Below are 23,403 nucleotides of genomic sequence, written 5' to 3'. Positions count from 1 at the left end.
TGGTTATTCTAATTTGGAGTTTTTTTAACTCACTTATTGCATAACGGATTAGCTTTATTTACGAAACCGTATTCGCTATAAATCATCAATTATCAAAGAAATTTTGTAGGTTGTATTAACAATGTCCATTCAATGAAGAATATCAATATTAGAGAACTTGCGCTTGAGCTAAACCTTTCAGTTTCTACTGTCTCAAAGGCTTTAAATGACAGCTATGAAATAAGTGAAGAAACCAAGCGGCGCGTACTGGAAACAGCAGCAAGACTCAACTATGTTCCTAATCCTTATGCCAGCAGCTTACGGGGCAGGAAAAGTAAAAATATTGGCGTGGTGATACCCGAAGTCGCAGATAGTTTTTTTTCACTGGCCATTAATGGCATCGAATCAGTAGCCAAAGAAAAAGGCTATCATGTATTGATCTGTTTAACGCATGAAAGTTTTGAAAATGAAAGAACTATTCTAAAGGAATTTCAAGGGGGAAGAGTAGATGGCGTGCTATTGTCAGTTTCGAGGGAAACCACACAATGCAATCATATCAGCGATTTAATTGCAAATGGTCTACCTCTGGTTTTTTTTGATCGCGCTTGCGACAATGTAGAAACAGCAAAGATTACTACCGACGATTTTGAAAGTGCTTATAAAGCCACAGCACATCTGATACAACAAAATTGTGATCAAATTGCTTTTTTAAGTATTTCAAAAAGCTTATCCATCAGTAATAAAAGATTGGAGGGATACCTACAGGCATTGAACGATTATCAAATAAAAGCAGATCCAAAATATATCATTCATTGCAGCAATGATGCAGAACAAAATTATCTGTTAATTAAAAAGTTACTGCAACAAAAAAATAAACCAAACGGTATCATAGCGTCGGTTGAAAAATTAACAACGCCTGTTTATATGGCCTGTGAAGCATTGAAATTGAAAGTACCCAAAGATGTAAAAATTGTTTGTTTCTCTAACCTGGAAACAGCGGCTATTCTTAATCCATCACTCACTACGATTACACAGCCTGCTTTCGAAATGGGAAAAACGGCTGCTACGCTCTTATTTAGAGCTTTGGAAAATAGAAACTTTAGTTTAATAAAGGAAGATTTTATGATTCCTTCTACACTTGTTGTAAGGGGCTCGACCAGCCATTGATCGAAGCTGAAAATCATCACAAATCCACTTCTTTAACTCCTATAATTCGGTCAATAGTCGTCATCATCCTTCTTTTTCTTTTCCAAGATTACAAAAGCGCTCCTTTTTGGGGCAGGCATGATGGAATTTTCTCCTTTTACCGACTTCCAGACCACCTCGTTCAGATCTAAATCTGGTGCAGAATCTTCTTTGGCAAAATTAAAGAGCTCAGAGCGCCTGCTACTTCCATTGTTGGCCACGTTCCGGGTATCCAGGCTAATTAAAGGTTGAATCACAGTATAAGGTGTTAGATCCGGTTGGCTGGTAAAACATTCGTAAAGGGGCATCGCTGCTGCATCGTATTGGCTCATTGGTGGCAGCCCTAAAATGAGTTCCATGGTACGCAGGAAACCTGAAGTTGAATACATGGTATGGATAGCTGTATTTCGCTTCACATAAGGTCCCACCACATAAGCTGGTGAGCGGTGCGCATCCACATGGTCAGGGCCATTTTGGGCATCGTCCTCAAGGATAAACACCACAGACTCTTTCCAGATCGGGCTGTGAGACAAGTGTTCGATGATGCGGCCAACAGCAAGGTCATTATCGGCGACTGCTGCCTGAGGAGAAACTTTTCCTTTTTTCTGTCCGCTGGTATGGTCGTTTGATATCCTCAAGGTACTGAATTGTGGAACACTACCTGCATTGAGCAAAGAGTCAAAATCATGCTGCCAGGTATCTGCCCTAACCTGATCCGTAATATCCATATCAAATCCTGGAGAGTTTGGACACATGTGCCCCTGTAGCGATTTGATATTGGCTTTTGCATAGCTACCAAATTCTCCGTAGCTACGGTAGGAAACACCTGCACGCTGGCAATAATCCCATATAAACCCGCCTTTCGGATAGGTAACTGGTCTGCCTCCTTCAAAACTGGTGGATCCACCGCGCGCTCCATAACTCGTTGGCCAGGTCTTTTCTACTATATCAGTTGCATATGCTGCCATGCTCCAGTTATGTCCATCGGCACTCACCTCAGCATCTACATAAAAATTGTCAAGCAATACATAATTCTCTGCAAGAGCGTGCTGGTTTGGCGTAATCTTTCTTCCAAACAGACAAAGAGAAGAGTCGCCGTTGCCTTTTGGAATATCACTTAATACCTGATCATAAGTACGGTTTTCTTTAATAATGTAAAATACATGCTTTATTGGGGATTCTTCTCCCAATTTTCTGGGGATCGGGTTTCCGGCCTCCCCATCTGCCAGAATCGTTTTTTTGTCACTAAATGGGGTATTGGCGTACACTTCCTTGGTGTAGTTCTTCAGCTGCTCGGTTTTAGGTGCGTCAATGAAAGACAGGCTACCTTTAAACAGACCGGCAATATATTGCAGTCTTCTGTTTGCTGTGCTACCCATATGATATCCACTATCGTCCACTTTGGAAATGGGCTGTGGCCCCTGCGGATTGGCCAACGAGGTATTTCCTTTTCCATTTGTGACCAATATCTTGTTGCCAAGTACTTTTACACTTGTTGGGTACCAGCCCACTGGGATAAAACCCTGACTTTGGCTGATTCCGGGCTTGCTTACATCAAATACAGCCAGACAATTGTTGTCCGCGTTGGCGATGTACAGCGTTTTCTCGTTAACACTCAATGCCAATCCATTGGTGGTAGAGCCGGTCAACTGTGTAGCGTACAAAGTTGTTGCTATGGTTTCAATGACCTTACCTGAAAGCGTATTGATCACAGATACGGTATTGTCGCTGGCATTGGCGACAAATAGGATCGTCCCTTTTCTGTTTAGCAATAATTCATTGGGGTGATCTCCGACAGGAACGATCTGTGCGATTCTCTCTTCAGCAAGATTAACCACCGCTATGCTTTTTCCACCCCATAAGGATACGTACAATTTGGTTTCATCTGCCGAAAGCGTGCAACTGTAAGCGATTGCGGGAAGCTGAATTTTTCGAAGGATTTTCTTTTCAGCGGGATGAATTATATAAAGGGTACTGTCTTCTTTCGTGACAGTGTATAACCGGTTATTGGCTTTATTGACTACAATTCCTGCAGGACAGATCTTACCTTTTGGCCATACAGGCCCCAGTGTGATTGTATCACTATTGCCCAGTTTGTTGCCTTTTATCTTAAAGTCAAGGATCCAGTTGTCGTTTCCTCCAGACACATACAAATGCTGCTCATCTTTACTGAACGCTAGTCCATACCATGACTTGCTCAATACGCGCTCGTCTAGTATCTGCTCAGTTTTTGGGTCGACGAGTTGCAGCGATTGTGTACTTTGTCCGTTGTTCGTGATGGCCAGAAATTTTCCGGATGAACTCAGTTGCATATTGAGCGGCAGATCACCGAGCTGAACTGAGCGCCCGGCAGGGCTAAGCTTCCAGCCATTAGGCAGTAGAATTTGGTTGCTTTTGCCGGTTTTACCTGGCCATTGGGCGTAGCTCGATTGTGCAAAAACAACGAGTAACAGTATATATAAAATCTTCTTCATGTGTCGTTGTTATTTATACAGTTCAAAATTAATCAAAGCCCGGAGAGAGTAGCCATTGGCCGAAGCACCTAACTCACGGATCGCTTCTGAGGGAATAATATTGCTTCTTGTAGCATAAAATACCGGTCCGCCAGCAATTGAGAAGGAGAGTCTGGAATTTTGCGGCTTCAAATTGATAGAAGGGCCAACCATGAGTTTTGCGCCCCCTTCAGCTTCTTCTTTATCCCAAAACCCTTCAAGGTCTTGCCCTACTGCTTCAAAGCCCAAAAACAATGCGGGTGCAAGGCGGTATTGAAAGCCAAGACTGCTGATAAAATCCAGTTTATCCCTACTGCTGTCAAATGCTTTTTCAAAACGTAGGTTTCCTGCAGCGCGCCATTTTTGCTGATCAAAAGAGAGCGCTATCCTGCTAATCGCCGATTTGACATTAGACCAATCCCTACTCGCACCCAATCCCGCACCAAGTCTAAAACCTTCGGCCTTTTTGCCTCCAATAAAGTCCCTTAATACTTCGGCCTGCTGTGCTGAACTCACCCCACCCCCATTAGCAAACCCAACAGCTGCTGTAGCGTATAAGGTAAAACGATTACCCAGGTAGCTTTTTAAGCCAAACTGCTGCCCCAATCCGTCATAGCCGAACTGCCCCGTGGCACGCTCACCATAGCTTCCAGAATATTGCAGATTCCAATATGGCTTATCACCAGTCAAGGTATTTACATTAAATAGAAAGGGCTGTGCGGTAGTTTGCGCAACACAGTTAACACTCAGAAACAACAGGCTAATAAGTAGTAGTTTTTTCATATCAATAAGGGACAAATAGTTAAAATTTAGTTTCGTTTAGCATGGGACTTGCGCTTGCATTGACCTGGAAGGTGCAGATCTTTTCATTTTCATCTACTTCCACAATGCGGTAACCTTTGTAGGATGTACCCCAGTTTCCTCCAATGTGCGCGTCAAAAAAGTGCGGCAACTTGCCGGTATAGAATACCGAATCCAGACTATGATCGTGACCATGAAAAACGGCTTTTACATTTGGGTAGCTGTGCAGCAGACTAATAGTATCCGGACATTCGATAAAAGGAGATTCGGGAACCCAAAAATGCGGCGGAATATGCAGAATAACAAAGACTGTCTTTAAAGCAGTCAGCTTGTCGAGTTCTGTCTTCAAAAAATCATTATTCGGGCAGAGGTATTTTCCTTTTGTATTGGAAGTATTAGCCAGCACAAAGCCTACCTGGTTTTTGATAAATGAAAAATTGTCTTCATAACCAAACACCGATTTCCAGAGCGCCGTATCGGCCATGTCATGATTTCCGGGAACTGCGAAAAAGGGTACTTTCAAATGGTCGTAGTGTTCTTTCTTAACAACGGCCAGCAGATCAGGTCTGTCATGAACCAGATCACCATTGATGATGACGAAATCTAGTGGTTTTTGAGCATGAGCTTCATTTAACCAGCGCACGATATTTTCATGATCTTTTTTAAAATCTACATTGGGCTGACCGTAATGTCCATCCGACGCAATAGCAAAGCGCAACCTGTTTTTCTTTTCCGGTCCGGATGTTGGATATTCTTCGTTCCGCGTCAGGGCAATTACCGGAGCAGATATTCCTGCTAGCATTAAGCTTGCTACACTAGCCTTTATAAACTCTCTTCTGTCAGACATCATTGTAGATTTAAACCCCAAAAATAAGATGAAGATCTTCAATTAGTTTTACGTAAATAAAACCATTGTGTTAAATAATTTTTAACATGCCTTTAACATAACATTCGTAATTGCTTTCTTAGAAGCCTTTAAATCTTCTCAATTTATAAATCACTAAATTTTTGCATATTTTGCCATTTCTCTTTATTGGGAGAAATACAGGATCTTCTATTTTTTCGAAATAGGCCTTATTGAAATCAATATCTTGTTGTGAGAACATATTTGAACTTGTAATATAATATGCATCAGCCCCTTTTATCGGTTTTTGGTGGTATTTATTATAAAAATAATATTGATGAAGATCAAAGATCGGTCCGATGCCATAGGTTTGCTGCTTGGTCATACTTGCTAAATAAAAATCAATATGTGCCGCCGGAAACCACTTATTGATGATAATTGGTTCGTGACCAAGTATCCTGCCTTTTTTGATATCATTTTGATACAACTTTTCAAATTGTTGCCCCGCATCTTCCCATCCATACAGATCGAGTGTTACATCACCTTTGCCAACAATTTTTGGATCATTGGAAGGGCTAAGCGTTCCAGGATAAAAATTAACCATTAAAAGACCTGCAACTACGATAACCAGATAGAACCCTAATGAACAGATCACAATTCTATTTGCTTTTCTATTTGTATAATTAGTCAATTTTACAGCTATAATTAGTATGAGTACACTGTATGCTGGTCCGGACCAGTGAGGCAATGTAGTTCTGAATGAGGCCAGAAAAAACAGGGTAACAATTAATGGCAAACTGTAACAGATCAATAGACCAAGTTCCTTTTTAGCAATAACCAATCTACTTTTATGCCAACTCCATACAGCTCCCCAGGCCAGTAAGAACACAAAAGGATTGTTATAAAATAACTCACCAAATATTTCCCTAAAAAAAGCGATAGGATTAAATCCACTTGTTGGTGCTACCCTGGCTCCATGATAAGCATAAGTAATGAAATGATTTTGAAAATTCCAGATCACAATTGGAGAAATGATCAGCAATGTTATGATCCCGGAAAGGTACATCCATGGATTTCTCCACCAAGCAGGACTCCAGATAACCGCATATAGCGCAACGGCCAACCATAAAAAAACACCATGTACCTTGCACATGATACAGAGCCCAGTCACTATACCAAAACAAATCCAGAGCAGACTATTCTTTGATTCATTTATTGTTGACTTATCAATTTTAATCAAAATTAATAAACCCAATAACCAAAAGACCATTTGTGGGCTATCCGGGAGAATAAAGGCACCAGCTATTATACTGCAATAGAAAGAAGCAGAATACAGAAGAGCGGCATACCAGCCGGACCTCTTGTTATGGATTAACACACCTGTTTTATAAATGATAAATGTACAGATCGCAGAAGAAAGGATCGCGCCAAATCTTGCTGACAATTCGTTATGCAGAGAAAGATTCAGCGTAGTGAGCCTAATCAGCCAGGCTACAACAGGCGGATGATCGAAATAATTCCAGTCAAGATGCCGGGCATAAGTCCAATAATAAACCTCATCATTTCCAAAATCCAGCGTTAATGCTATAAATATCCTTATAAATGTTGTGAATAGAATAAGTAACCAGATTTTATCTATCCTAAACTTCATTTTTTTTGAATGTAATTTGAGCATTTACGGTATAGTTCCATATAAAAACCAACACGATGGCTATAAATTTTGCCACATAAAATGACAAATGCCCCCATTGTTGAATGGTATAGATACACAAAGTATTTAAACCTAATCCGATAATTGAGACCATCAGAAATTTAAGGAACTGCTGGGCTACGCGTTTTTCGTTGTTCTTAAAGGTCCAGAATCTATGGATGAAGTAATTATTGGTTACTGCTGCACCAAAGCCCAACGCATTTGCTATAAATCTGTTTAAGCCCAAATATTCCTTAAAAAAATAGGTAATAGCAAAATCTATAACCAAGCCCGAACAACCAACAATCCCGAATTTGATCAATTGTGTTACTTTCGATTTTGAAAAAAAATGATCTATTCTGACTATTTTGTTATGATCTGAGAATTGCATTTTGCCGTTTATGGAAATTTCTATTAAAACGAATATTAAACTTCTTATTCACTATCATGTAAAAGCTGAACATTCCGATCAACGCTCCTAACATCATTCCTACGATTACATCTAATAAAAAATGTTGTGCAAGATAGATTCTGGAATAACCTACCAATAATGCAGCAAGAAAAAACAAAAAAGTTCTTTTTTGTTTTCGACTGAAGAGCGTCAATACAGTAGCCATAGCAAAAGCGGTAGCTGTATGACCAGAAGGAAAAGAACCCGAATTGTAAAGCGAAACACCTGCTACAAAATGATGATAAGCAAAAGAAATTTCCTGAAAATAAAGATTTGGTCTTGGTGCTGAAAAAACTGATTTCATTACATATACCAGAATGCCTGTAACTATAAATGCGAACAATAATGCACCAACAATTCGCTTTTTTTTCAGCCCAGCAAATAATAGTATAACGAACATAGAGCATATTCCATCTCCGAGGTAAGTATAGAATCTAAAAAAGTAATCCAGACCAATCCAATGGAAACTGTTTAATGCTATAAATATATCCAACTTGGAAAACAAGCAACAGTAAACTGCCAAGACTACTAACATCAATGAAAGCAGCCCAAAATATATGGGGCATTGTTTAATTTGGATCAACATTTAATACAAAAATGCAGGGGCCATATTATACATAGGTTACCAGAAGAATAATTCATGCATCAATTTTAGATTAACCTTCTACAGCATTGACGTCCGAGCCATCGCCGTGTACAATGTCTATAGGCATGTTCGCCAGGAAATCGAAAGATAACATTGGCCTTCCCTTGATTAAAACTGGATACTATTTAATGATCGAAAAATAATCATAAGTTTGATATATAGTTAAAGATAAAAATGAACTGGATCACCCGTGAAAGACCAAAAATAGACCGTATCGCCTGCCCCTGGCTGATCAAGAATTTCATTGATAAAAATGCAGTCTTTTTTTATGTACCATTCGATCAGGTTATTGAGTTAGCTAAACAATTGGATGCAATTCCATTTGATGTTCCGGGTGTTGAACTCACACATCAAAATGATCAATGTACTTTTGATGCACTGATTAAAAAGTATAAATTAAATGACCCGGCGCTCGATGTAATGGCTCCCATTGTAAGAGGTGCAGATACAGACCAACATCATCTATCAAGCCAATGCGCCGGACTGTGGGCGATTGCTGCTGGTATGGCTTATAATATTAAAGATGATTTAGAGTTATTAGAAGCTGGAAAAGTGATCTATGATGCGCTTTACACTTGGGCAAAACATCTACAAAATGTAAAACACACAGAAAGCCCCGTAGAACAGTTATTGGTTGATGTTTACCAAAAATTTCTGAAAAAAGGCACTACTGGAAAAATACCTAGTTGGGCAACCGAACTAAAAACCATTATACAGGATCAGATTGATACTAACCTTGCACTGAGCTTAACAGGGATTTCACAAGAACTAAATGTAAATCCGGCCTATGTTTCCAGAGAGTTTTCCAAATATTTTGATAACCTGTCATTTGGCGAATACATTAGAAAACTTCGGATAGATAAGGCTATCGTATTCATTGAAACTTCTGATTATTCCTTTTCCGAAATTGCCTATCTGACAGGTTTTTCCGACCAAAGTCATTTCGCACGCATTTTTAAACTGGAAACAGGTTTAACACCTTCTGCATACAAAAAGAACAATCAAAAAGGTAAAATACGTCCTAATAGTTAAAACCATTCTATTTTATCCTCTATAACGTCCGTAGCCTTGTGCTATGCAAACGATAATCTATAAAACCTGCTTCGCTATCTTGTTAATGGGTAGCCTCTTGATTTCAATTACTGGCTATTCCCAACAAACGCCTATTCAAACTTATCCCAAAATTGCCGGGTATGTTGGAATTGTCCATCCCATTGTTACTTTTAGTTCGGATGGAACCCATACAAATTTTAAAGACAGCTATGTTGTTGGGATGCCAATAGGGATAAACATCTGGAAGAGTGCAAAAATTGGTTTCAGCAGTGAAATTGTACCATTTGTAAAAGCTACAAGTAGCGGAAGCAAAGTAAACAATGTATTGTTCCATCCCGGTGTACTTGTTGCCCTTGGAAATGGTTTTACTTTTGCAGGCAGAGCTGCTTTTGAAACATCTGGCAGGTATGGTCTAACTCCTGTTTTTAATAAAGTTCTGAAGAAAAACAAAGGCAGTAGTTATTTCATTGCTCTTCCTTTGCCCGCCCGTTTTGGGAATGACCTTCCCTCCTCTTTTGGTATTGGTTTCCAGTTTGGCATTTCATTTTAAATATATAGACATGGAAAAAGAACTGATCATAAAACCTGCTTATTCAAAGATTGAGCTTACTACATATTTTTTAAAATTAGGTACCTGGGGATTTGGTGGCCCTGTGGCACTTGTCGGCTACATGCATCGTGATTTGGTAGAAAACAAAAAATGGATTACGGAAGAGGAATATAAAGAGGGGCTGGCACTTGCTCAACTGGCACCAGGGCCATTGGCCGCTCAACTAGGTATTTACGTTGGCTTTGTCCACTATGGATTAATAGGTGCGACTTTAGCTGGGCTCGCTTTTGTACTCCCTTCTTTTATCATGGTAGTGCTATTAGGTATTGCATATAAGCTTTATAGCGGATTGCCAGGGATGCTGGCCGTGTTTTATGGAGTAAGTGCTGCTGTAATTGGCATCATTGCCATTAGTGCCTATAAACTGACCATTAAATCAGTGAGTAGCCTTGACTTTGCAGCCATCAAATCTAAATGGCTCTTATGGATTTTTTATTTGGTTGGAATTGCTGTCACGGTGATTACTGAAAAAGAAGATGTTTTGCTTTTTGCAGGCTGTGGCCTGATCTATATGGTAGTTAAGTCACCTCCAAAATGGATCAAACGCCCTACTGCTGCGCCATCAATAATATTACTTGGCATTGGATTTTGGCATTATGATGGAAAGACCCTTCAGGAAATTGGTTGGTTCTTTCTAAAAGCGGGTGCATTCGTATTTGGCAGTGGTTTGGCTATTGTTCCCTTTTTACATGGAGGAGTGGTTCAGGAATTTGGCTGGCTTACCGAACATGAGTTTTTGGATTCTGTAGCTGTAGCAATGATCACTCCTGGGCCTGTCGTGATCACTGTTGGATTTATCGGTTATCTGGTAGCTGGTTTTCCCGGAGCCTGTGTAGCCGCGCTCGCTACCTTTTTACCTTGTTATATTTTTACGGTAGCACTGGCCCCTTCCTTTAAAAAGATTGCAAAAAACACCAGTATCAAAGCATTTGTGGATGGCATTACAGCAGTGGTGATTGGTGCGCTTGTAGGCGCTGTAATTATTATCGCTATACGGGCAATTGTAGATATTCCGACTGCCTTAATCGCTATATTTAGTATGCTTGCTTTGATCTACCTAAAAAAAATAAAAGAACCACATCTCATATTGGCATCAGCTATAATTGGAATCATACTTAAAACACTTTTGTAATGAAAAGAGATGAGTTTTTAAAAACCTCGGTCATCTTAGGCGGGGTAAGTTTACTACCTGTTAATTCTGTTGCTGCTGAAACGCATAAAAAAGGATTTTGGAAGTTATGAAAAAATCAGAACCATAATTCGCTTCGGCTGTTATTCCTCTACAGCTGTTAGACATTGAAAGAACACAAAAAAGCATACTTACCTCATCAGAAACATATAATTTATGACACAACCGACCCAGATTATAATTCACGCAGCAAGACTTGGCAACATTGAAGTCATTCAGGAATTGATCAGACAGAAAGCTGATCTTAATGCAAAAGATGAAAAAGGATATACCCCTTTGATTATCGCCTGCTACAATAATCAATATCAAGCTGCCAAATTATTATTGGACTCCGGTGCAGAGGTAAATGCTCAAGATCATGGGGGTAATACCGCATTAATGGGGGTAGCATTTAAAGGTTATTTGGATATTGTGGAATTATTAATCAATTATGGAGCTAATTTAGACCTTCAACACGGCAATGGTGGAACAGCCTTAATGTTTGCGGCCATGTTTGGCAGAAATGATGTATTACAACTTTTGCTGACTCACGGTGCCAATAAGACGATACTGGATGTGCGCGGTCTTTCTGTATTTGATTTGGCCGCTCAACAAGGAAATGAAAAAGCTCTGGATATACTCCAAAATTAAATATGAATGGCACAAAAAAATACCCGGCATTTCCGGGTATTTTTTTTGAATTATATTAAGCTGGAACCTGTCGTTTTTTTTCTCGATCCCAAAACCTATGTTGAGCAATGGCTTTAATGAATTGTTTGGCCAGTTTCGCCGCATCAGCACCTATTACAATACCTTCTTTAAATACAGTCTCATCCGAAAAATCTTTAGGCAGCTTTTTAGAAAAATAAGTCGATTCTAGTACCTGTTTAGCCTGATCATCGGCAGCAATTGCCTTACAATGCTTAAAAGCTTCATTTAAAAAATGAATCGCATTTGCTTCCGCTTCCAAAGTGGCTATACTCTTTAATCCTCCTGGAACATATACCGCATCATATAGTACCGATGCAGCAGTTAAAAAACTCTCATCTACAGCTACCTCGGATTTATCAGCAGCAACTACGACGCCCAATTTAGGAGCGATCACCTGAACTACCCCACCCTCAGCAAGAATTGCAGATTTAACCGTATTTAATGTTTTTGCATCAACACCATCCGCGGCAAGTATGGCAATCTTACGGGTTTTAATGGTATCCTTTAAAGTCCCAGCCATGCTTAACGCAGTAGACTTATAGAGCTTCCCTTCTACCTTTAAAGGCTGATAATCCAACGGATCACCATCTGCCGGAACGCTATGGTTTATCGGTTGTTGCGGTTTGGCAGGAACTTTTAACCCAAGTGCAAATGCTACCTCAGTGGCGAGCCCTTGATCAACAAGCGACAAAATTCCAACCATCCGCTGACGGATGGCAACTGTTTTCACTTTACCCAGCTCGAAACTTAAAGCATCAACCAAATGTTTCTTTTCAGGATCAGACTGGCTGTTAAAGAACAATGTTGCCTGACTGAAATGATCAAAAAAACTTTTACTCCTTGCCCTAACTTTTTTGGCATCAATCCTTTCCTGATAGGAAGTGAAACCACCATCTGCCGCCTTCACCTGTTGTGGGGCATTATTTCCCAAAGAATTAGGCCCATAACTAGTTTTCCCTTTGTTAATGGTTTGACGCATAAAACCGTCCCTCTGGTTATTATGAACAGGAACTACTGGTCGATTTATTGGAATCTCGTGGAAATTAGGGCCTCCCAAACGGATCAATTGCGTGTCTGTATATGAAAACAATCTTCCTTGCATAAGTGGATCGTTGGTAAAATCTATACCGGGTACAATATGCCCAACATGGAAAGCCACTTGTTCAGTTTCAGCAAAGAAATTATCAGGATTACGATTAAGCGTCATTTTACCAATACGCTGTACCGGCACCAATTCTTCGGGTATCAGCTTGGTAGGATCCAGTAAATCAAATTCAAATTTAAACTCATCCGCTTCAGGCACAATTTGTACGCCCAGCTCCCACTCAGGAAATGCACCACTATCAATTGCCTCCCATAGGTCTCTTCGGTGAAAATCAGGATCTTTACCCGAAATATTTTGTGCCTCATCCCATGCAACTGAATGCACACCAAGCAAAGGTTTCCAATGAAACTTCACGAAACAAGCCTCACCGTTTCGATTAATGAACCGAAACGTGTGCACACCAAAACCCTCCATCATGCGCAAGCTTCGAGGAATGGCGCGGTCACTCATTAGCCACATGACCATGTGGGTAGATTCTGGCATTAATGATATAAAGTCCCAAAAAGTATCATGCGCTGAGGCCGCCTGTGGCATTTCATTGTCAGGTTCTGGTTTAACGGCATGAACCAGATCGGGAAATTTCATCGCATCTTGGATAAAAAATATCGGCATATTATTACCTACCAGATCAAAATTACCTTGTTGGGTGTAGAATTTCACTGCAAAACCCCTCACATCTCTGGCTAAATCTGTAGACCCCTTAGATCCGGCAACAGTAGAGAAGCGCACAAATACAGGTGTTTCCGTTTCTGTATCATTAAGAAAGGCGGCTTTCGTTACCTTGTCGAGTGATTTGTACAACTTAAAAACCCCATGGGCTCCTGATCCTCTAGCATGTACAACTCTTTCGGGAATACGTTCATGATCAAAGTGAGTAATCTTCTCCCGAAGGATAAAATCCTCAAGTAAAGTCGCCCCACGTTCTCCCGCTTTAAGTGAATTTTGGTCATCATTAATCCGCACTCCATGGTCCGTTGTCATCAATTCACCATTTGCATCAGTAGTATGTAACTGCAAGGCTTCGGTCTTTTCATTTTCTGGTTGAATCCCCGGTTTCTTCGTAGGTTTATCTTTTGCCATAGTAGTAAATTAATAGGTTTATATCTTCTGCTGCAACGCAACTTATTTCATCCCCGGTAGGCATAGCATAGCGTAACGTCCAAAGTAACCTTCAGCAGAATAAATTAACAGTCTTAGATTAAGAATGTTTCATAAAATTTCTTATTTTAAATTGCAGGACTCCCTAACGATTTACTAATTAGACTTTCAGCTGAGATTTAGGAATCATAATTAACTCATTAACCTTCAAATCAACTCTTTGGATTCAATTGGTAAGCAAAATGAAAATACAGAACCTTTTCCTATTTCACTACTAACGGTAATCTTGCTACCATGTAACTTCAGAATTTCGGCCACAAGATACAGACCAATACCAAAACCAGAAACATTTTTTGCCCGTTCATCCGAGACCCTGTAGAACCTTTCAAACAATCGTTTTTGATCTTCGGCTGAAATTCCTAACCCATGGTCAGAAAAACTAACCACTACCACATCCATTTCAATTTTGCAGCAAATGCTTATTACTGTGCCTGGGTCAGAATATTTAACGGCATTACTCAAAAGGTTATTCATTACTTGACAGAGCTTATCCTTATCTGCATCAACTATAAATCGTGAGCAGCGTTGGTATTCGATGAGGTGATTTGGCGCTAAAATGCAGCCTTCCTCAACAACCTCGTCAATCAGCTCAGATAAGACAAACCTCGACCTGTTCAAAGGCATTTTCCCTTCCTCAATGCGAGAAAGATTTAAAAAATCATTGATCATCATTGTCATTTTCTGTGTCTGAGTGTGCGCGCGTGTCAGAACACTTTCAATAAAACTCTCATTTGATTCCTTTATTTTGCCTAAAGCCAATTGGATATAAGATTTCATGCTAGTCAGCGGAGTTTTTAGTTCATGACTCACGATGGCTACAAAATCATTTTTGCGTTGTTCAGCCATTTTTTTGTCGGTAATGTCTCGCGCAATCTTAGACAAACCAATAATATTTCCGGCTTTATCTTTAACTGGTGATATAGTTAAGGAAACATCAATAAAACATCCATTTTTCGTTCTCCTTTTGGTTTCAAAATGATCAACCCTTTGCCCTCTTTTTAGCTGATTGAGAATTAAGGGTTCTTCCTGTTGGCGATCAGCAGGAATCAGCTTTAATATAGACTGCCCAATCATTTCTTCAGCAGTATAACCGAATATTCTTTCAGCCGAATTATTCCAGCTGGTAATTGTGCCATTTAAATCTTTACTAATGATGGCATCATCCGTAGACTCAATGATGGCATTAAGAATCGCACTTTTTTCCTCAGCAAGCCGCATTGCTTCTATGAGGAGTTCTTGTTGCCGGATATTTCCATTCAGTTCAATTTCCTTAAGCTTGTGGCTACCGATCTTATCATTTAACGAGTTGTAACTGTCCATAGCTAGATGTGATGATAAATATTTTTACAAGATACATACTTATAAGGAATTGCTTATTCTGATCAAACCATACCCATTACCATATCCCTGAGTGTGAACAAATTGGTTATAGCGCTACCCATCGTATTGTTAAAATAAGTGTAGATCGTTTTACCCTCCTTTATCCATTCTCGGATATAACAAGCATACTCGTAAAGTATCTCGTTTTCATAACTACCTCTATAACTCCCCCCCGGGCCGTGAAAGCGGAGATAAACAAAGGGAAGTTCAGTATCCCTAATGGGAGTAGATGCAGGTGACTTGTCATGTATCACCATCCCCATCCGATGCTCCTCAATCAATTTATATACCTCATCATGGTAGAGGGAAATATGTCTAAATTCCAAAGCAATATTCCAATCAGCATTCGGATCTGCATCTCGTAATGCTTTCATCAGCAAAGCCAGCTGTTTAAACTGAACGATCCGCACACTGGGCGGAAACTGCACTAGCAGGCAACCCTTTTTATTATCAACCTCGCCTATCACTTCTATGAAGCTGGTTACCAACTCCGGGTTAAATGCCAGGCCTCTATTATGTGTTATTTGTTTGGAAAGCTTAAAGGTAAATCTGAACTCTTCCGGCACATCATTCGCCCATTTCGCCACAGTTGAGGACATGGGCAAATTATAAAATGAACTATTAATTTCAATGCTGTTCATCATAGAAGCATAGAAACAAAGCCGACTTTTATCTATAAATTCTTCAGGGTAATACAATTTATTAGGCACAGGTAGCAACAAACCGCTTGTGCCTGAATAATAAACTGAGGTATCACTTATCGGAAGCATCAACAATGGAACAGACAAGCAGATCTATTGTTTTTAACAATTTACAAGCAACATAGCGAATAAATTATTAAGGTATTATTTTACTTACTTGGAAATTAGCAAAAACAAAAGTAGCTGCCATTACGTTTTAATCAAAAAGCTTAACATAATTAAAATAAGTGTCATGGGAAATCTACTTTATACTATTGCAGTCATTTTAGTCATCATCTGGGCTATCAGCTTTTTGGGTGGTTACTATACAGGCGGAATCATTCATATCCTTATTGTGATCGCTATCATAGCGGTTGTCTTGGGTGTGATCCGCAGGGCCTAAACAGTGCCAGGCCTTTGGTTGAGGTCTGGCACTTAAATTATTTAATCTAAAACTTGCAAATGCCTAGCCGGAAATTACAAACTCATGAAACCTGATCCAAAACAATACAGTTATTTTTACAGAAATGGACTTACAATTGTTTTCATGAGTTTGTTTATCTTCACCCTTGCCGCGCAAGCCCTTACGGGCTGGAAGCAGCACAACCAGGAACTAAAAGAAGATAAATCCTCTGAAATTGGAATAGGGACTTACCTACAAAGTGGGCATTTTATTTCAGCTACATTTGAAAATTTCGAAAGTGAATTCCTGCAAATGACGCTGTATGTTTTACTTACTGTATCGTTACGCCAAATTGGTTCAGCCGAATCCAAAAAGTTAGACATTGCAGAAGAAGTCGATAGAGAGCCAAAACCATCTAAAAATACTCCATGGGCAGTAAAAAAAGGGGGATGGGTATTAAAAGTTTATAGCAATTCACTATCTATCTGTTTTGGTATTTTGTTTTTTTTCAGCTGGGCAATGCACCTATATGGAAGCTGGAAAGCGCACAACATAGAGCAAATGACTAAGCAATTGCCTGAGGAAAGCGTAATAGACTACTTGGGCGAGCCAGAATTTTGGTTCGAAACCTTTCAAAACTGGCAAAGCGAATTTCTATCGGTTGCTTCAATTGTCTTTTTAACCATATACCTCAGGCAGAAAGGATCCCCGGAATCCAAACCAGTAGATGCCTCGCATATGGAAACAGGAAAATAATTATTTTGAAGATAAATGTTATGGCTCTTTGAATCATATCACTAAAACAGAGTGTAGAATAGGCCATAAAACAAAAAAGCCTTTAAATCATAGATTTAAAGGCTTTTTTCGTCGGGGTGGCAGGATGCCAAACCAACGTTATATATATCTAATTTACAACCACTTACCTCCTATTTAAACATCAGGGAGTAGATTAGGGCATAATTCATTTCAAATCAAATCAGCTCAAAACATTTTTTCAAACTATCGTCCGATAGTAGAGTATAAATAACTGCTTATTTGATGCTTCAAAGATAGTTTTTTTTTGTAATCCTTCAAAATAAACTTTGAATTAAAATGTAATAAACTTCTATGTGACATTGTACCAAATAGTTTTGTTTTGAGATTATTAGATGCACCCCACGAACCAGAATACTCAGTATTCGGCTGCATATCAAACCCTATCTTATTTGCAATTATGACTTGACTTAGAAAGTGAAGGGCTTTAAATCGTTCTTATCTCATAGCTTAATAACATATTTCAAATTAGAAATATCTTACTTGATATTCTTTATTCGAAGGATTTTAAATCTTGAATACTTGGTAAGATATAGGTAATCGTATATTTCATGATATAATTTAATTCTATCTTCACTCATATCTGAATACACTCCGTTCTGTGTATCGATAACGCAGATGGTATCTAAAATTAGACACTCAGTAGACGGTTTGCTGTCGTAAAAAGTATTTGTTTTCCAATCATAAAGTTGGCCTGAATATTCAATAGCATATTTACCTGACAAATTCTCGATTTCAATGGACAACTTTGATAATTGCTCATCAGCTTTCTTTAGCAAATCCTCCTCGTCAACTGTTAATGATTTGTTGTGTCCTTTTTATCATGTCAACAGTGATTCTTCCTTCAAGTTTTTAAATGTAGATTTAAGTTTCTTCAATGTTTCTAATCTTCCATAATATTTTCCTTGTTTAACAATGATATTCGTCCTGCTTAAAATCAAATACAGAGTTTAAATGGTAGATCAACAAAACATGAAATACTGTTAAGGCCCATCAGGAAGCTTCACGAATTAATTCAATTATAAAAGGTTTGCCATTTTATAATGACTAACTTTATATACAACTCTAACATTCAAATAATTTGGCTCTTCCGAAAAAAGTCAGGTTTCAACCTATAGCATATGAAAATTAGTGATAATGGATTACCGACTTGGCTTGATGCCAATACTGACGAAGCGTATGATGATCTAGACTTTGGTATAGTAAGAATGGATTATAGGGGAATAATAACAGCATACAACAGTGCAGAATCTGCTTTAAGCGGCGTTACCAAAGAAAATGCAATAGGGAAGCACTTTTTTACTCAGGTCGCCCCTTGTACCAATAATTTCATGGTGGCGGAGAGGTATAAAGAAGAGGAACTCGATGAAGTGATACCTTATATGTTCACCTATGTTACCAAGCCCACAAAAGTAGAACTTCGCCTGATCAAAGCAAAAAATGGCAACCAGTATCTGTTAGCTCATAAAGCTTAATATGGCTAAGCTTGCTGGGGATAGCCAGTTGCAAAAGATGCTTGCCATCATTCATCAGGTCCCAATAGGATTGATCGAGGCGAATATAGCAGGTGGCATCAAGCAAATGAATGCCAAGAGTGTTCAATTGCTTATGCCCTTGTTTTATAGCCACGGATTGCAAGGAGATAATATTACTGAGTTACTGGCCATCATAGCACCGGGGCTCTTAGTGATAGTCAAAGGGTTTACTCCAGAGTCGGGTTGTATAGTTAACCAATTGAGACAGGAGATCCGCCAGGAACGAAAAAATGCAGAACCGGCTATCCTTCATTACTTGTTCACGGTAAACAAGTTGGATGCTGGTACATTGATGTACATCTTTGATGATATTACAGAACTGTATTATAAAGAAAAACAGTTGAGCCAAATACAGCTTGACAAAGCAGTTGAACAAAGCAAGTTTGAAACAGCATCAGGGGTATTGCATGATATCGGCAATGCCGTAGTGGGTTTCGGCTCTTATATGATCAAGATCAAACGTTCAGCAGAACAAAATGACATTGCTGCACTGCAGAAACTTCAAAAATTGGTGCACAAAAATCTGCCTTCATTTATTACGGCGATCGGTGAGCAAAAAGCGTATGCGATGTTGGAGTTCATAAGCGGTATTATTATGAATCAGGAAGATCAACTCCTTGCAATAAAAGGTTCTTTATCAGACCAGATGAAAATTATTTCGCACATACAGGAAATACTGAATATTCAACGACAGTATATGAAAGGGCAAAGTTCGGAGCGGGAACCCGTCAATCTCCGTGCAGTTGTTAATGACTCTATCTCGATGTTATTTGGGAGCCTTGATAAGAAAGACATCGCCTTTAACTTTGATGCGCCGGCAACCATACCTCAGATCAAAGGGGACCGGACAAAATTGATGCAGGTGTTTCTCAATCTTTTCAAAAACTCCGTTGATTCTGTTGAAGCCGTTACACGGCCGGATAAAAAAATCACAGCTCGTCTTACAGCAAACAAGTACGCTATTATAGTTGAGATTACCGATAACGGTAAAGGCTTTAATTCAGCAATGGGGTTAAACTTATTCAACCGGGGCTATACAACCAAGGCAGAAGGCACTGGATTAGGACTGGCCAATTGCAAAAGTATTATTGAAGCGCATAATGGTGAAATTGGCCTCGTCAGTGATGGAGAAGACAAAGGCGCAACCGCCACGGTACTTTTCCATTTATAAACATAACTAACAAGAACATGCAGCAGGAAACAATGAATACCCGGGTACTGATTATCGATGATGAAGAGATTGTAAGGGATAACATGGAGGAAATTCTGGCTCCGCCTGTTTTACATCCCAGCGGAAAAGTTGCAAGCGCCTCTAATATACTTTTTGATGATGAAGAAGATGCGATAGGCATTATCAGCGCTGTTAAAAATAGTCAAATACCTGTATTTACGGTAAACAAAGCCGTGAACGGCATGGATGGCCTGAAAAAAATAAGGACAGCCATCGCGGATAACAATCCTTATGCTGTTATTTTTTTGGATATGAGAATGCCGGGATGGGATGGACTGGAGACCGCGTTAAGGATCAGGGAGGTCGATATAAAAGCAGAGATTATTATCGTAACGGCATTTACTGACCATTCTATTGAAGAGATCGTGGCTAAAGCGGGGCAAAATGTAGGTTACCACTGTAAGCCATACGCGGCTGAAGAGATCTTACAGTTAGCCACCAAGGCTGTAAATAATTACAGTAAATTAAGAAATCTCGAACGATTGATCGAACTGATCGCCAATATTAATCTGTCAGAAGCTCATCTTAATTCCCTTTTACAGAACATATTAGATCAATTATCCATGTACATTGGCAGCGAGACTGCTTTGATGGGCAAACTGCTTAAAAACAATGAATATCAAAAATTATTTTCGACCGGTAATTCTGAAAAAGAAGTTGATGTTGATAAGATAACCGAAATCATATCTTCCTCCAAATTCAACCTGCAGGAAGTAGAACAAATCGCTGAGGTTGTTTTCATCAGACTGGATGGCTATACCATTTTTGCAGTAGTGAGTGATGACGTTCAGCTGAAGACAGAGAAGTTATATTTATTAAAGCTCTTTGTTCAAAATGCGGCAAAGGCTATCAAAAATAAAGAACTTAACGAAGAGCTTTTGCAGAAAGAAAAATTGTCGGCTGTGGGAAAAGCAGTGGGTATGTTAATTCACGACTTAAGAACACCGATAAAAAATATCCCGCTATTAACGGCCTACATACGCGATGAAGGATTCAGCAGCGATTGGTTAGATATGATCGACACTTGCGGAACTCAGGCGTCTGATATATTTGATGATTTTATGGATTTTTTGAGAGACGCACCTTTAAGTCTGCAACCGGTTGCTGTCGATCATCTCATTAAGGATTGTATAACACTTGTTGATCAGGCGTTAGAAGCTAAAGAAGTTTCTTTTCATGAAAATATAGCGCCTGGATTAATGGTTATGGGCGACAAAGGAAAGCTCAGGCGCGTTATCATGAATCTTATAAATAATGCTTTAGAAGCGCTCAAGGATAACAAAGTTCAAAATCCTGTGGTGGAGATTACTGTCGAAAAAGAAGGTCAGTATGGTGTGTTAATTATTAAGGATAATGGACCTGGTATACCAAATCAAATCCTCGCGACACTTTTTGATGCCTTTGTAACTTCTGGCAAAAGCAACGGCACCGGATTGGGATTGGCCATTGTTAAACAATATATAACCGCTCATAATGGCACCATAGAGGCGAGAAATGATAACGGTGCTCATTTTATAATTCGACTGCCTTTAGCCCAATAGGATGATTTGGGAGACGCAGCATATTAAAAGGATATTATTGGACCTTGCTTTAAAGGTGACAGATACGCCATTTTACGGTGTAAATACACCTTATGATACAACTGGGCTTGATTGGAAAAATGATGTTGGTTTAGATTCAATTCAGTTGATGCACCTGTCGGTGGCAGCCGGGTCATTTTTTAGTCTTTTTGAAATGGATCAGCCACCCTACTTATTGTCGTATAGCAGCGTTGACGAATGGGTGAGTGAGATACTGAGTGCAAAGAAAGAAGTTAACAATTCGATTAGTTTCACATCCTCAGGAACAACGGGCAATACAAAAGTCGTTAAGCACACGATGCAATTTTTAGATCGGGAAATTAACTTTTTATCAACCTTGTTCAACGATGCTACCCAAATTATCCCCTACATTCCATCCTATACGATCTATGGATTTTTATTCACCGTTGGATTACAGCAAAAATTAAAAATACCGGTTTTATACCCATCCGAAATCAATCTGCAAAATCTGCCATCAAAAGCGCTCATCGTAGCTACCCCTTTTCATTGGCAGGTGATATTAGTTCCTTCACCATCCGTTCTTAATTGTTATGGCGTATCCTCTGGCGCCCCTCTATTTGATTCTCTTTTTAAAGATATAATAAATAAAAACGTAATTCTTACAGAATTATATGGTTCAACTGAAACCGCTGGTGTAGCGTTCAGGAAAAGCTTTTTGCAAGGATTTACCTTGTTTCCATACTGGAAATTTACGACAACTCCGAATAATAGCGAAATTGAAGATCAGGATACCCAACTGACCTACATGTTAATGGATCACATTGGGATAAACGGCGCGAACACGCTGAATATTTTGGGCCGAAAGGACAAAAAAATAAAAATTGCAGGAAAACTAGCGGATTTGGATTACATCCAAAATATCATAGAGCAGTTCCCCGCCGTTCAAAATTGTAATTTAAGTGCAAAGCGTATTGAAAATAAAGTAACCATACATGCTTATTTAGGTTTGCATGTAGATAACAAAGCAAATAGAGAGGCGGTAATGAAACAGATACGTTCATCCTTAAAACCTCACGAAATTCCTAAGCGTGTAACTTTTGGCTCAATCGCTGCGGACGTTTGAGTAGTATTAGCAAGTCTGTCTGAAGTATATTAATGACGATGCAGCACTAACCAAAGCCCTCATTTCGTTTTACTATGTCACGCTCCACCATAAATTTGCATTCGTCGATCTGTTTACTTGTGTATTGGGATAGTTCTGAAGACTAGGTTGAAGAAGGGATACATGATGTCAAAATTGACACATTACAAGAATATACAGAGGGTATGGATTTGTATTTAAAGGCGACAGAGTCAGTTGACCCCGAGATTAGTTTTTTATACTACTATATAATTATTGAATTTTATGCCCTAATATCTTCAAAACGTATTGCATACGATAGTTTAACTCGGAAATTGGATTCGATTAGAATTAGTGGAGCAAAAAACCATGATATTAAGGCAATAATACAAATCGCTGACCAACATCGAACTTCTCAAACGGATAAGGAATTAGCCCAATCTATATTGAAAGAAACCATAGATTTAATCGATGTTTTCCAACTTTTGCCCGATGATCTTCAAAAAAAAGTTAGTAAAAATTCGGGACTTAACTCAGCACAGTTAAGCTACGAGACAAATCCTGAGCAAATACAAAAAAGTATAAATTCATTAGGTACAATTCTATATAGTACAAGAAATTCAATCGTACATGCAAAATCAAATTATACACAAAATCAAAATGAGTGTAAAGAGGAAGAGCTAAAACAGCTAAATGTGTTCCTTAAGCAAGTAACTTATGGAATTATAAAATGGTACAGTAGATTACCTCAACATATAAAAGAAGCTAATTCTTAACAAATCAGACTAAATCATGGAAAACACAGCG

21 protein-coding genes are annotated in these 23,403 nt (G+C 39.1%); 12 read left to right on the top strand and 9 right to left on the bottom strand.

All coding sequences use genetic code 11. From position 1 onward, the window contains the following. Positions 1–132 precede the first annotated feature (132 nt). Entirely contained in the window at positions 133–1,146 is a 1,014-nt protein-coding gene (locus FBD94_RS04265) for a LacI family DNA-binding transcriptional regulator (protein ID WP_136879249.1), read from the top strand. A gap of 50 nt (positions 1,147–1,196) precedes the next feature. Here the strand turns inward: FBD94_RS04265 and FBD94_RS04260 are convergent, their stop codons facing one another. The 6 genes from FBD94_RS04260 to FBD94_RS04235 form a co-directional block, all read right to left on the bottom strand. Next, a complete protein-coding gene (locus FBD94_RS04260) occupies positions 1,197–3,638 on the bottom strand; it encodes a bifunctional YncE family protein/alkaline phosphatase family protein (RefSeq protein ID WP_136879248.1) in 2,442 nt (813 codons plus the stop codon). 9 nt (positions 3,639–3,647) lie between these two features. Continuing rightward, a complete protein-coding gene (locus FBD94_RS04255) occupies positions 3,648–4,439 on the bottom strand; it encodes a hypothetical protein (RefSeq protein ID WP_136879247.1) in 792 nt (263 codons plus the stop codon). Between the two features lie 19 nt (positions 4,440–4,458). Further along, entirely contained in the window at positions 4,459–5,307 is an 849-nt protein-coding gene (locus FBD94_RS04250) for a metallophosphoesterase family protein (RefSeq protein ID WP_235884368.1), read from the bottom strand. Positions 5,308–5,422: 115 nt separating this feature from the next. Continuing rightward, entirely contained in the window at positions 5,423–6,952 is a 1,530-nt protein-coding gene (locus FBD94_RS04245; protein WP_169472211.1) for an ArnT family glycosyltransferase, read from the bottom strand. Continuing rightward, complete coding sequence (locus FBD94_RS04240; RefSeq protein ID WP_136879245.1) at positions 6,942–7,382, bottom strand: GtrA family protein; 441 nt, start codon at positions 7,380–7,382, stop codon at positions 6,942–6,944. Before FBD94_RS04240 ends, FBD94_RS04245 begins: the two co-directional genes overlap by 11 nt. Continuing rightward, positions 7,363–7,842 carry a phosphatase PAP2 family protein gene (locus FBD94_RS04235; protein ID WP_169472210.1) on the bottom strand — a complete coding sequence of 160 codons (480 nt, stop codon included), beginning with the start codon at positions 7,840–7,842 and terminating at the stop codon, positions 7,363–7,365. The genes FBD94_RS04240 and FBD94_RS04235 overlap by 20 nt, the downstream gene beginning before the upstream one ends. A 420-nt stretch (positions 7,843–8,262) precedes the next feature. On the opposite strand from FBD94_RS04235, the gene FBD94_RS04230 reads away from it, so the two are divergent. The 4 genes from FBD94_RS04230 (at position 8,263) to FBD94_RS04215 (ending at position 11,570) form a co-directional block, all read left to right on the top strand. Beyond that, the gene (locus FBD94_RS04230) at positions 8,263–9,120 is read left to right on the top strand and encodes a chromate resistance protein ChrB domain-containing protein (protein ID WP_136879243.1); all 858 of its coding nucleotides are present in this window, start codon (positions 8,263–8,265) and stop codon (positions 9,118–9,120) included. Between the two features lie 43 nt (positions 9,121–9,163). Beyond that, entirely contained in the window at positions 9,164–9,691 is a 528-nt protein-coding gene (locus FBD94_RS04225; protein WP_235884367.1) for a hypothetical protein, read from the top strand. A 10-nt stretch (positions 9,692–9,701) separates the two neighbouring features. After that, a complete protein-coding gene (locus tag FBD94_RS04220; RefSeq protein ID WP_136879242.1) occupies positions 9,702–10,883 on the top strand; it encodes a chromate transporter in 1,182 nt (393 codons plus the stop codon). Between the two features lie 213 nt (positions 10,884–11,096). Next, positions 11,097–11,570 (top strand): ankyrin repeat domain-containing protein, encoded by a 474-nt coding sequence (locus tag FBD94_RS04215; RefSeq protein WP_136879241.1) that lies wholly within the window; start codon positions 11,097–11,099, stop codon positions 11,568–11,570. A gap of 55 nt (positions 11,571–11,625) precedes the next feature. Here the strand turns inward: FBD94_RS04215 and FBD94_RS04210 are convergent, their stop codons facing one another. The 3 genes from FBD94_RS04210 to FBD94_RS04200 form a co-directional block, all read right to left on the bottom strand. Then, the gene (locus FBD94_RS04210; protein WP_136879240.1) at positions 11,626–13,815 is read right to left on the bottom strand and encodes a catalase; all 2,190 of its coding nucleotides are present in this window, start codon (positions 13,813–13,815) and stop codon (positions 11,626–11,628) included. 225 nt (positions 13,816–14,040) lie between these two features. Beyond that, the gene (locus tag FBD94_RS04205) at positions 14,041–15,213 is read right to left on the bottom strand and encodes a sensor histidine kinase (protein WP_136879239.1); all 1,173 of its coding nucleotides are present in this window, start codon (positions 15,211–15,213) and stop codon (positions 14,041–14,043) included. A 62-nt stretch (positions 15,214–15,275) separates the two neighbouring features. Then, a complete protein-coding gene (locus FBD94_RS04200; protein WP_225874613.1) occupies positions 15,276–16,061 on the bottom strand; it encodes a DUF72 domain-containing protein in 786 nt (261 codons plus the stop codon). A 145-nt stretch (positions 16,062–16,206) separates the two neighbouring features. Between FBD94_RS04200 and FBD94_RS04195 the strand changes: the two genes are divergently transcribed. The 7 genes from FBD94_RS04195 to FBD94_RS04165 all read left to right on the top strand — a co-directional run bounded on the left by FBD94_RS04195 (position 16,207) and on the right by FBD94_RS04165 (position 23,372). Beyond that, a complete protein-coding gene (locus tag FBD94_RS04195; protein ID WP_131607045.1) occupies positions 16,207–16,356 on the top strand; it encodes a lmo0937 family membrane protein in 150 nt (49 codons plus the stop codon). An 84-nt stretch (positions 16,357–16,440) separates the two neighbouring features. Then, a complete protein-coding gene (locus FBD94_RS04190; protein WP_136879238.1) occupies positions 16,441–17,112 on the top strand; it encodes a DUF6766 family protein in 672 nt (223 codons plus the stop codon). 1,178 nt (positions 17,113–18,290) lie between these two features. After that, positions 18,291–18,644 carry a photoactive yellow protein gene (locus FBD94_RS04185; protein ID WP_136879237.1) on the top strand — a complete coding sequence of 118 codons (354 nt, stop codon included), beginning with the start codon at positions 18,291–18,293 and terminating at the stop codon, positions 18,642–18,644. 1 nt (position 18,645) lies between these two features. Further along, positions 18,646–19,875 (top strand): sensor histidine kinase, encoded by a 1,230-nt coding sequence (locus tag FBD94_RS04180; protein ID WP_136879236.1) that lies wholly within the window; start codon positions 18,646–18,648, stop codon positions 19,873–19,875. Positions 19,876–19,892: 17 nt separating this feature from the next. After that, positions 19,893–21,476 carry a hybrid sensor histidine kinase/response regulator gene (locus FBD94_RS04175; RefSeq protein ID WP_136879235.1) on the top strand — a complete coding sequence of 528 codons (1,584 nt, stop codon included), beginning with the start codon at positions 19,893–19,895 and terminating at the stop codon, positions 21,474–21,476. A 1-nt stretch (position 21,477) separates the two neighbouring features. Continuing rightward, on the top strand, positions 21,478–22,599 hold the full coding sequence (locus FBD94_RS04170) for a hypothetical protein (protein ID WP_136879234.1): 1,122 nt from the start codon (positions 21,478–21,480) through the stop codon (positions 22,597–22,599). Between the two features lie 203 nt (positions 22,600–22,802). Then, positions 22,803–23,372, top strand: coding sequence for a hypothetical protein (locus FBD94_RS04165; protein ID WP_136879233.1), 570 nt, complete (start codon positions 22,803–22,805; stop codon positions 23,370–23,372). Positions 23,373–23,403 lie beyond the last annotated feature (31 nt).

The sequence above is a fragment of the Pedobacter hiemivivus genome (assembly GCF_005144565.1).
Classification (GTDB): Bacteria; Bacteroidota; Bacteroidia; order Sphingobacteriales; family Sphingobacteriaceae; genus Pedobacter; species Pedobacter hiemivivus.
Note: the sequence above shows the minus strand (reverse complement) of the source record. Positions and strands in the feature narration are given on the sequence as shown.

What these genes read in the sequence shown, in the direction of transcription:
- FBD94_RS04265 (WP_136879249.1), top strand. Translation starts at nt 133, where the DNA reads ATGAAGAATATCAATATTAGAGAACTTGCGCTTGAGCTAAACCTTTCA.
- FBD94_RS04260 (WP_136879248.1), bottom strand. Translation starts at nt 3,638, where the DNA reads ATGAAGAAGATTTTATATATACTGTTACTCGTTGTTTTTGCACAATCG.
- FBD94_RS04255 (WP_136879247.1), bottom strand. Translation starts at nt 4,439, where the DNA reads ATGAAAAAACTACTACTTATTAGCCTGTTGTTTCTGAGTGTTAACTGT.
- FBD94_RS04250 (WP_235884368.1), bottom strand. Translation starts at nt 5,307, where the DNA reads ATGATGTCTGACAGAAGAGAGTTTATAAAGGCTAGTGTAGCAAGCTTA.
- FBD94_RS04245 (WP_169472211.1), bottom strand. Translation starts at nt 6,952, where the DNA reads ATGAAGTTTAGGATAGATAAAATCTGGTTACTTATTCTATTCACAACA.
- FBD94_RS04240 (WP_136879245.1), bottom strand. Translation starts at nt 7,382, where the DNA reads ATGCAATTCTCAGATCATAACAAAATAGTCAGAATAGATCATTTTTTT.
- FBD94_RS04235 (WP_169472210.1), bottom strand. Translation starts at nt 7,842, where the DNA reads ATGTTCGTTATACTATTATTTGCTGGGCTGAAAAAAAAGCGAATTGTT.
- FBD94_RS04230 (WP_136879243.1), top strand. Translation starts at nt 8,263, where the DNA reads ATGAACTGGATCACCCGTGAAAGACCAAAAATAGACCGTATCGCCTGC.
- FBD94_RS04225 (WP_235884367.1), top strand. Translation starts at nt 9,164, where the DNA reads ATGCAAACGATAATCTATAAAACCTGCTTCGCTATCTTGTTAATGGGT.
- FBD94_RS04220 (WP_136879242.1), top strand. Translation starts at nt 9,702, where the DNA reads ATGGAAAAAGAACTGATCATAAAACCTGCTTATTCAAAGATTGAGCTT.
- FBD94_RS04215 (WP_136879241.1), top strand. Translation starts at nt 11,097, where the DNA reads ATGACACAACCGACCCAGATTATAATTCACGCAGCAAGACTTGGCAAC.
- FBD94_RS04210 (WP_136879240.1), bottom strand. Translation starts at nt 13,815, where the DNA reads ATGGCAAAAGATAAACCTACGAAGAAACCGGGGATTCAACCAGAAAAT.
- FBD94_RS04205 (WP_136879239.1), bottom strand. Translation starts at nt 15,213, where the DNA reads ATGGACAGTTACAACTCGTTAAATGATAAGATCGGTAGCCACAAGCTT.
- FBD94_RS04195 (WP_131607045.1), top strand. Translation starts at nt 16,207, where the DNA reads ATGGGAAATCTACTTTATACTATTGCAGTCATTTTAGTCATCATCTGG.
- FBD94_RS04190 (WP_136879238.1), top strand. Translation starts at nt 16,441, where the DNA reads ATGAAACCTGATCCAAAACAATACAGTTATTTTTACAGAAATGGACTT.
- FBD94_RS04185 (WP_136879237.1), top strand. Translation starts at nt 18,291, where the DNA reads ATGAAAATTAGTGATAATGGATTACCGACTTGGCTTGATGCCAATACT.
- FBD94_RS04180 (WP_136879236.1), top strand. Translation starts at nt 18,646, where the DNA reads ATGGCTAAGCTTGCTGGGGATAGCCAGTTGCAAAAGATGCTTGCCATC.
- FBD94_RS04175 (WP_136879235.1), top strand. Translation starts at nt 19,893, where the DNA reads ATGCAGCAGGAAACAATGAATACCCGGGTACTGATTATCGATGATGAA.
- FBD94_RS04170 (WP_136879234.1), top strand. Translation starts at nt 21,478, where the DNA reads ATGATTTGGGAGACGCAGCATATTAAAAGGATATTATTGGACCTTGCT.
- FBD94_RS04165 (WP_136879233.1), top strand. Translation starts at nt 22,803, where the DNA reads ATGGATTTGTATTTAAAGGCGACAGAGTCAGTTGACCCCGAGATTAGT.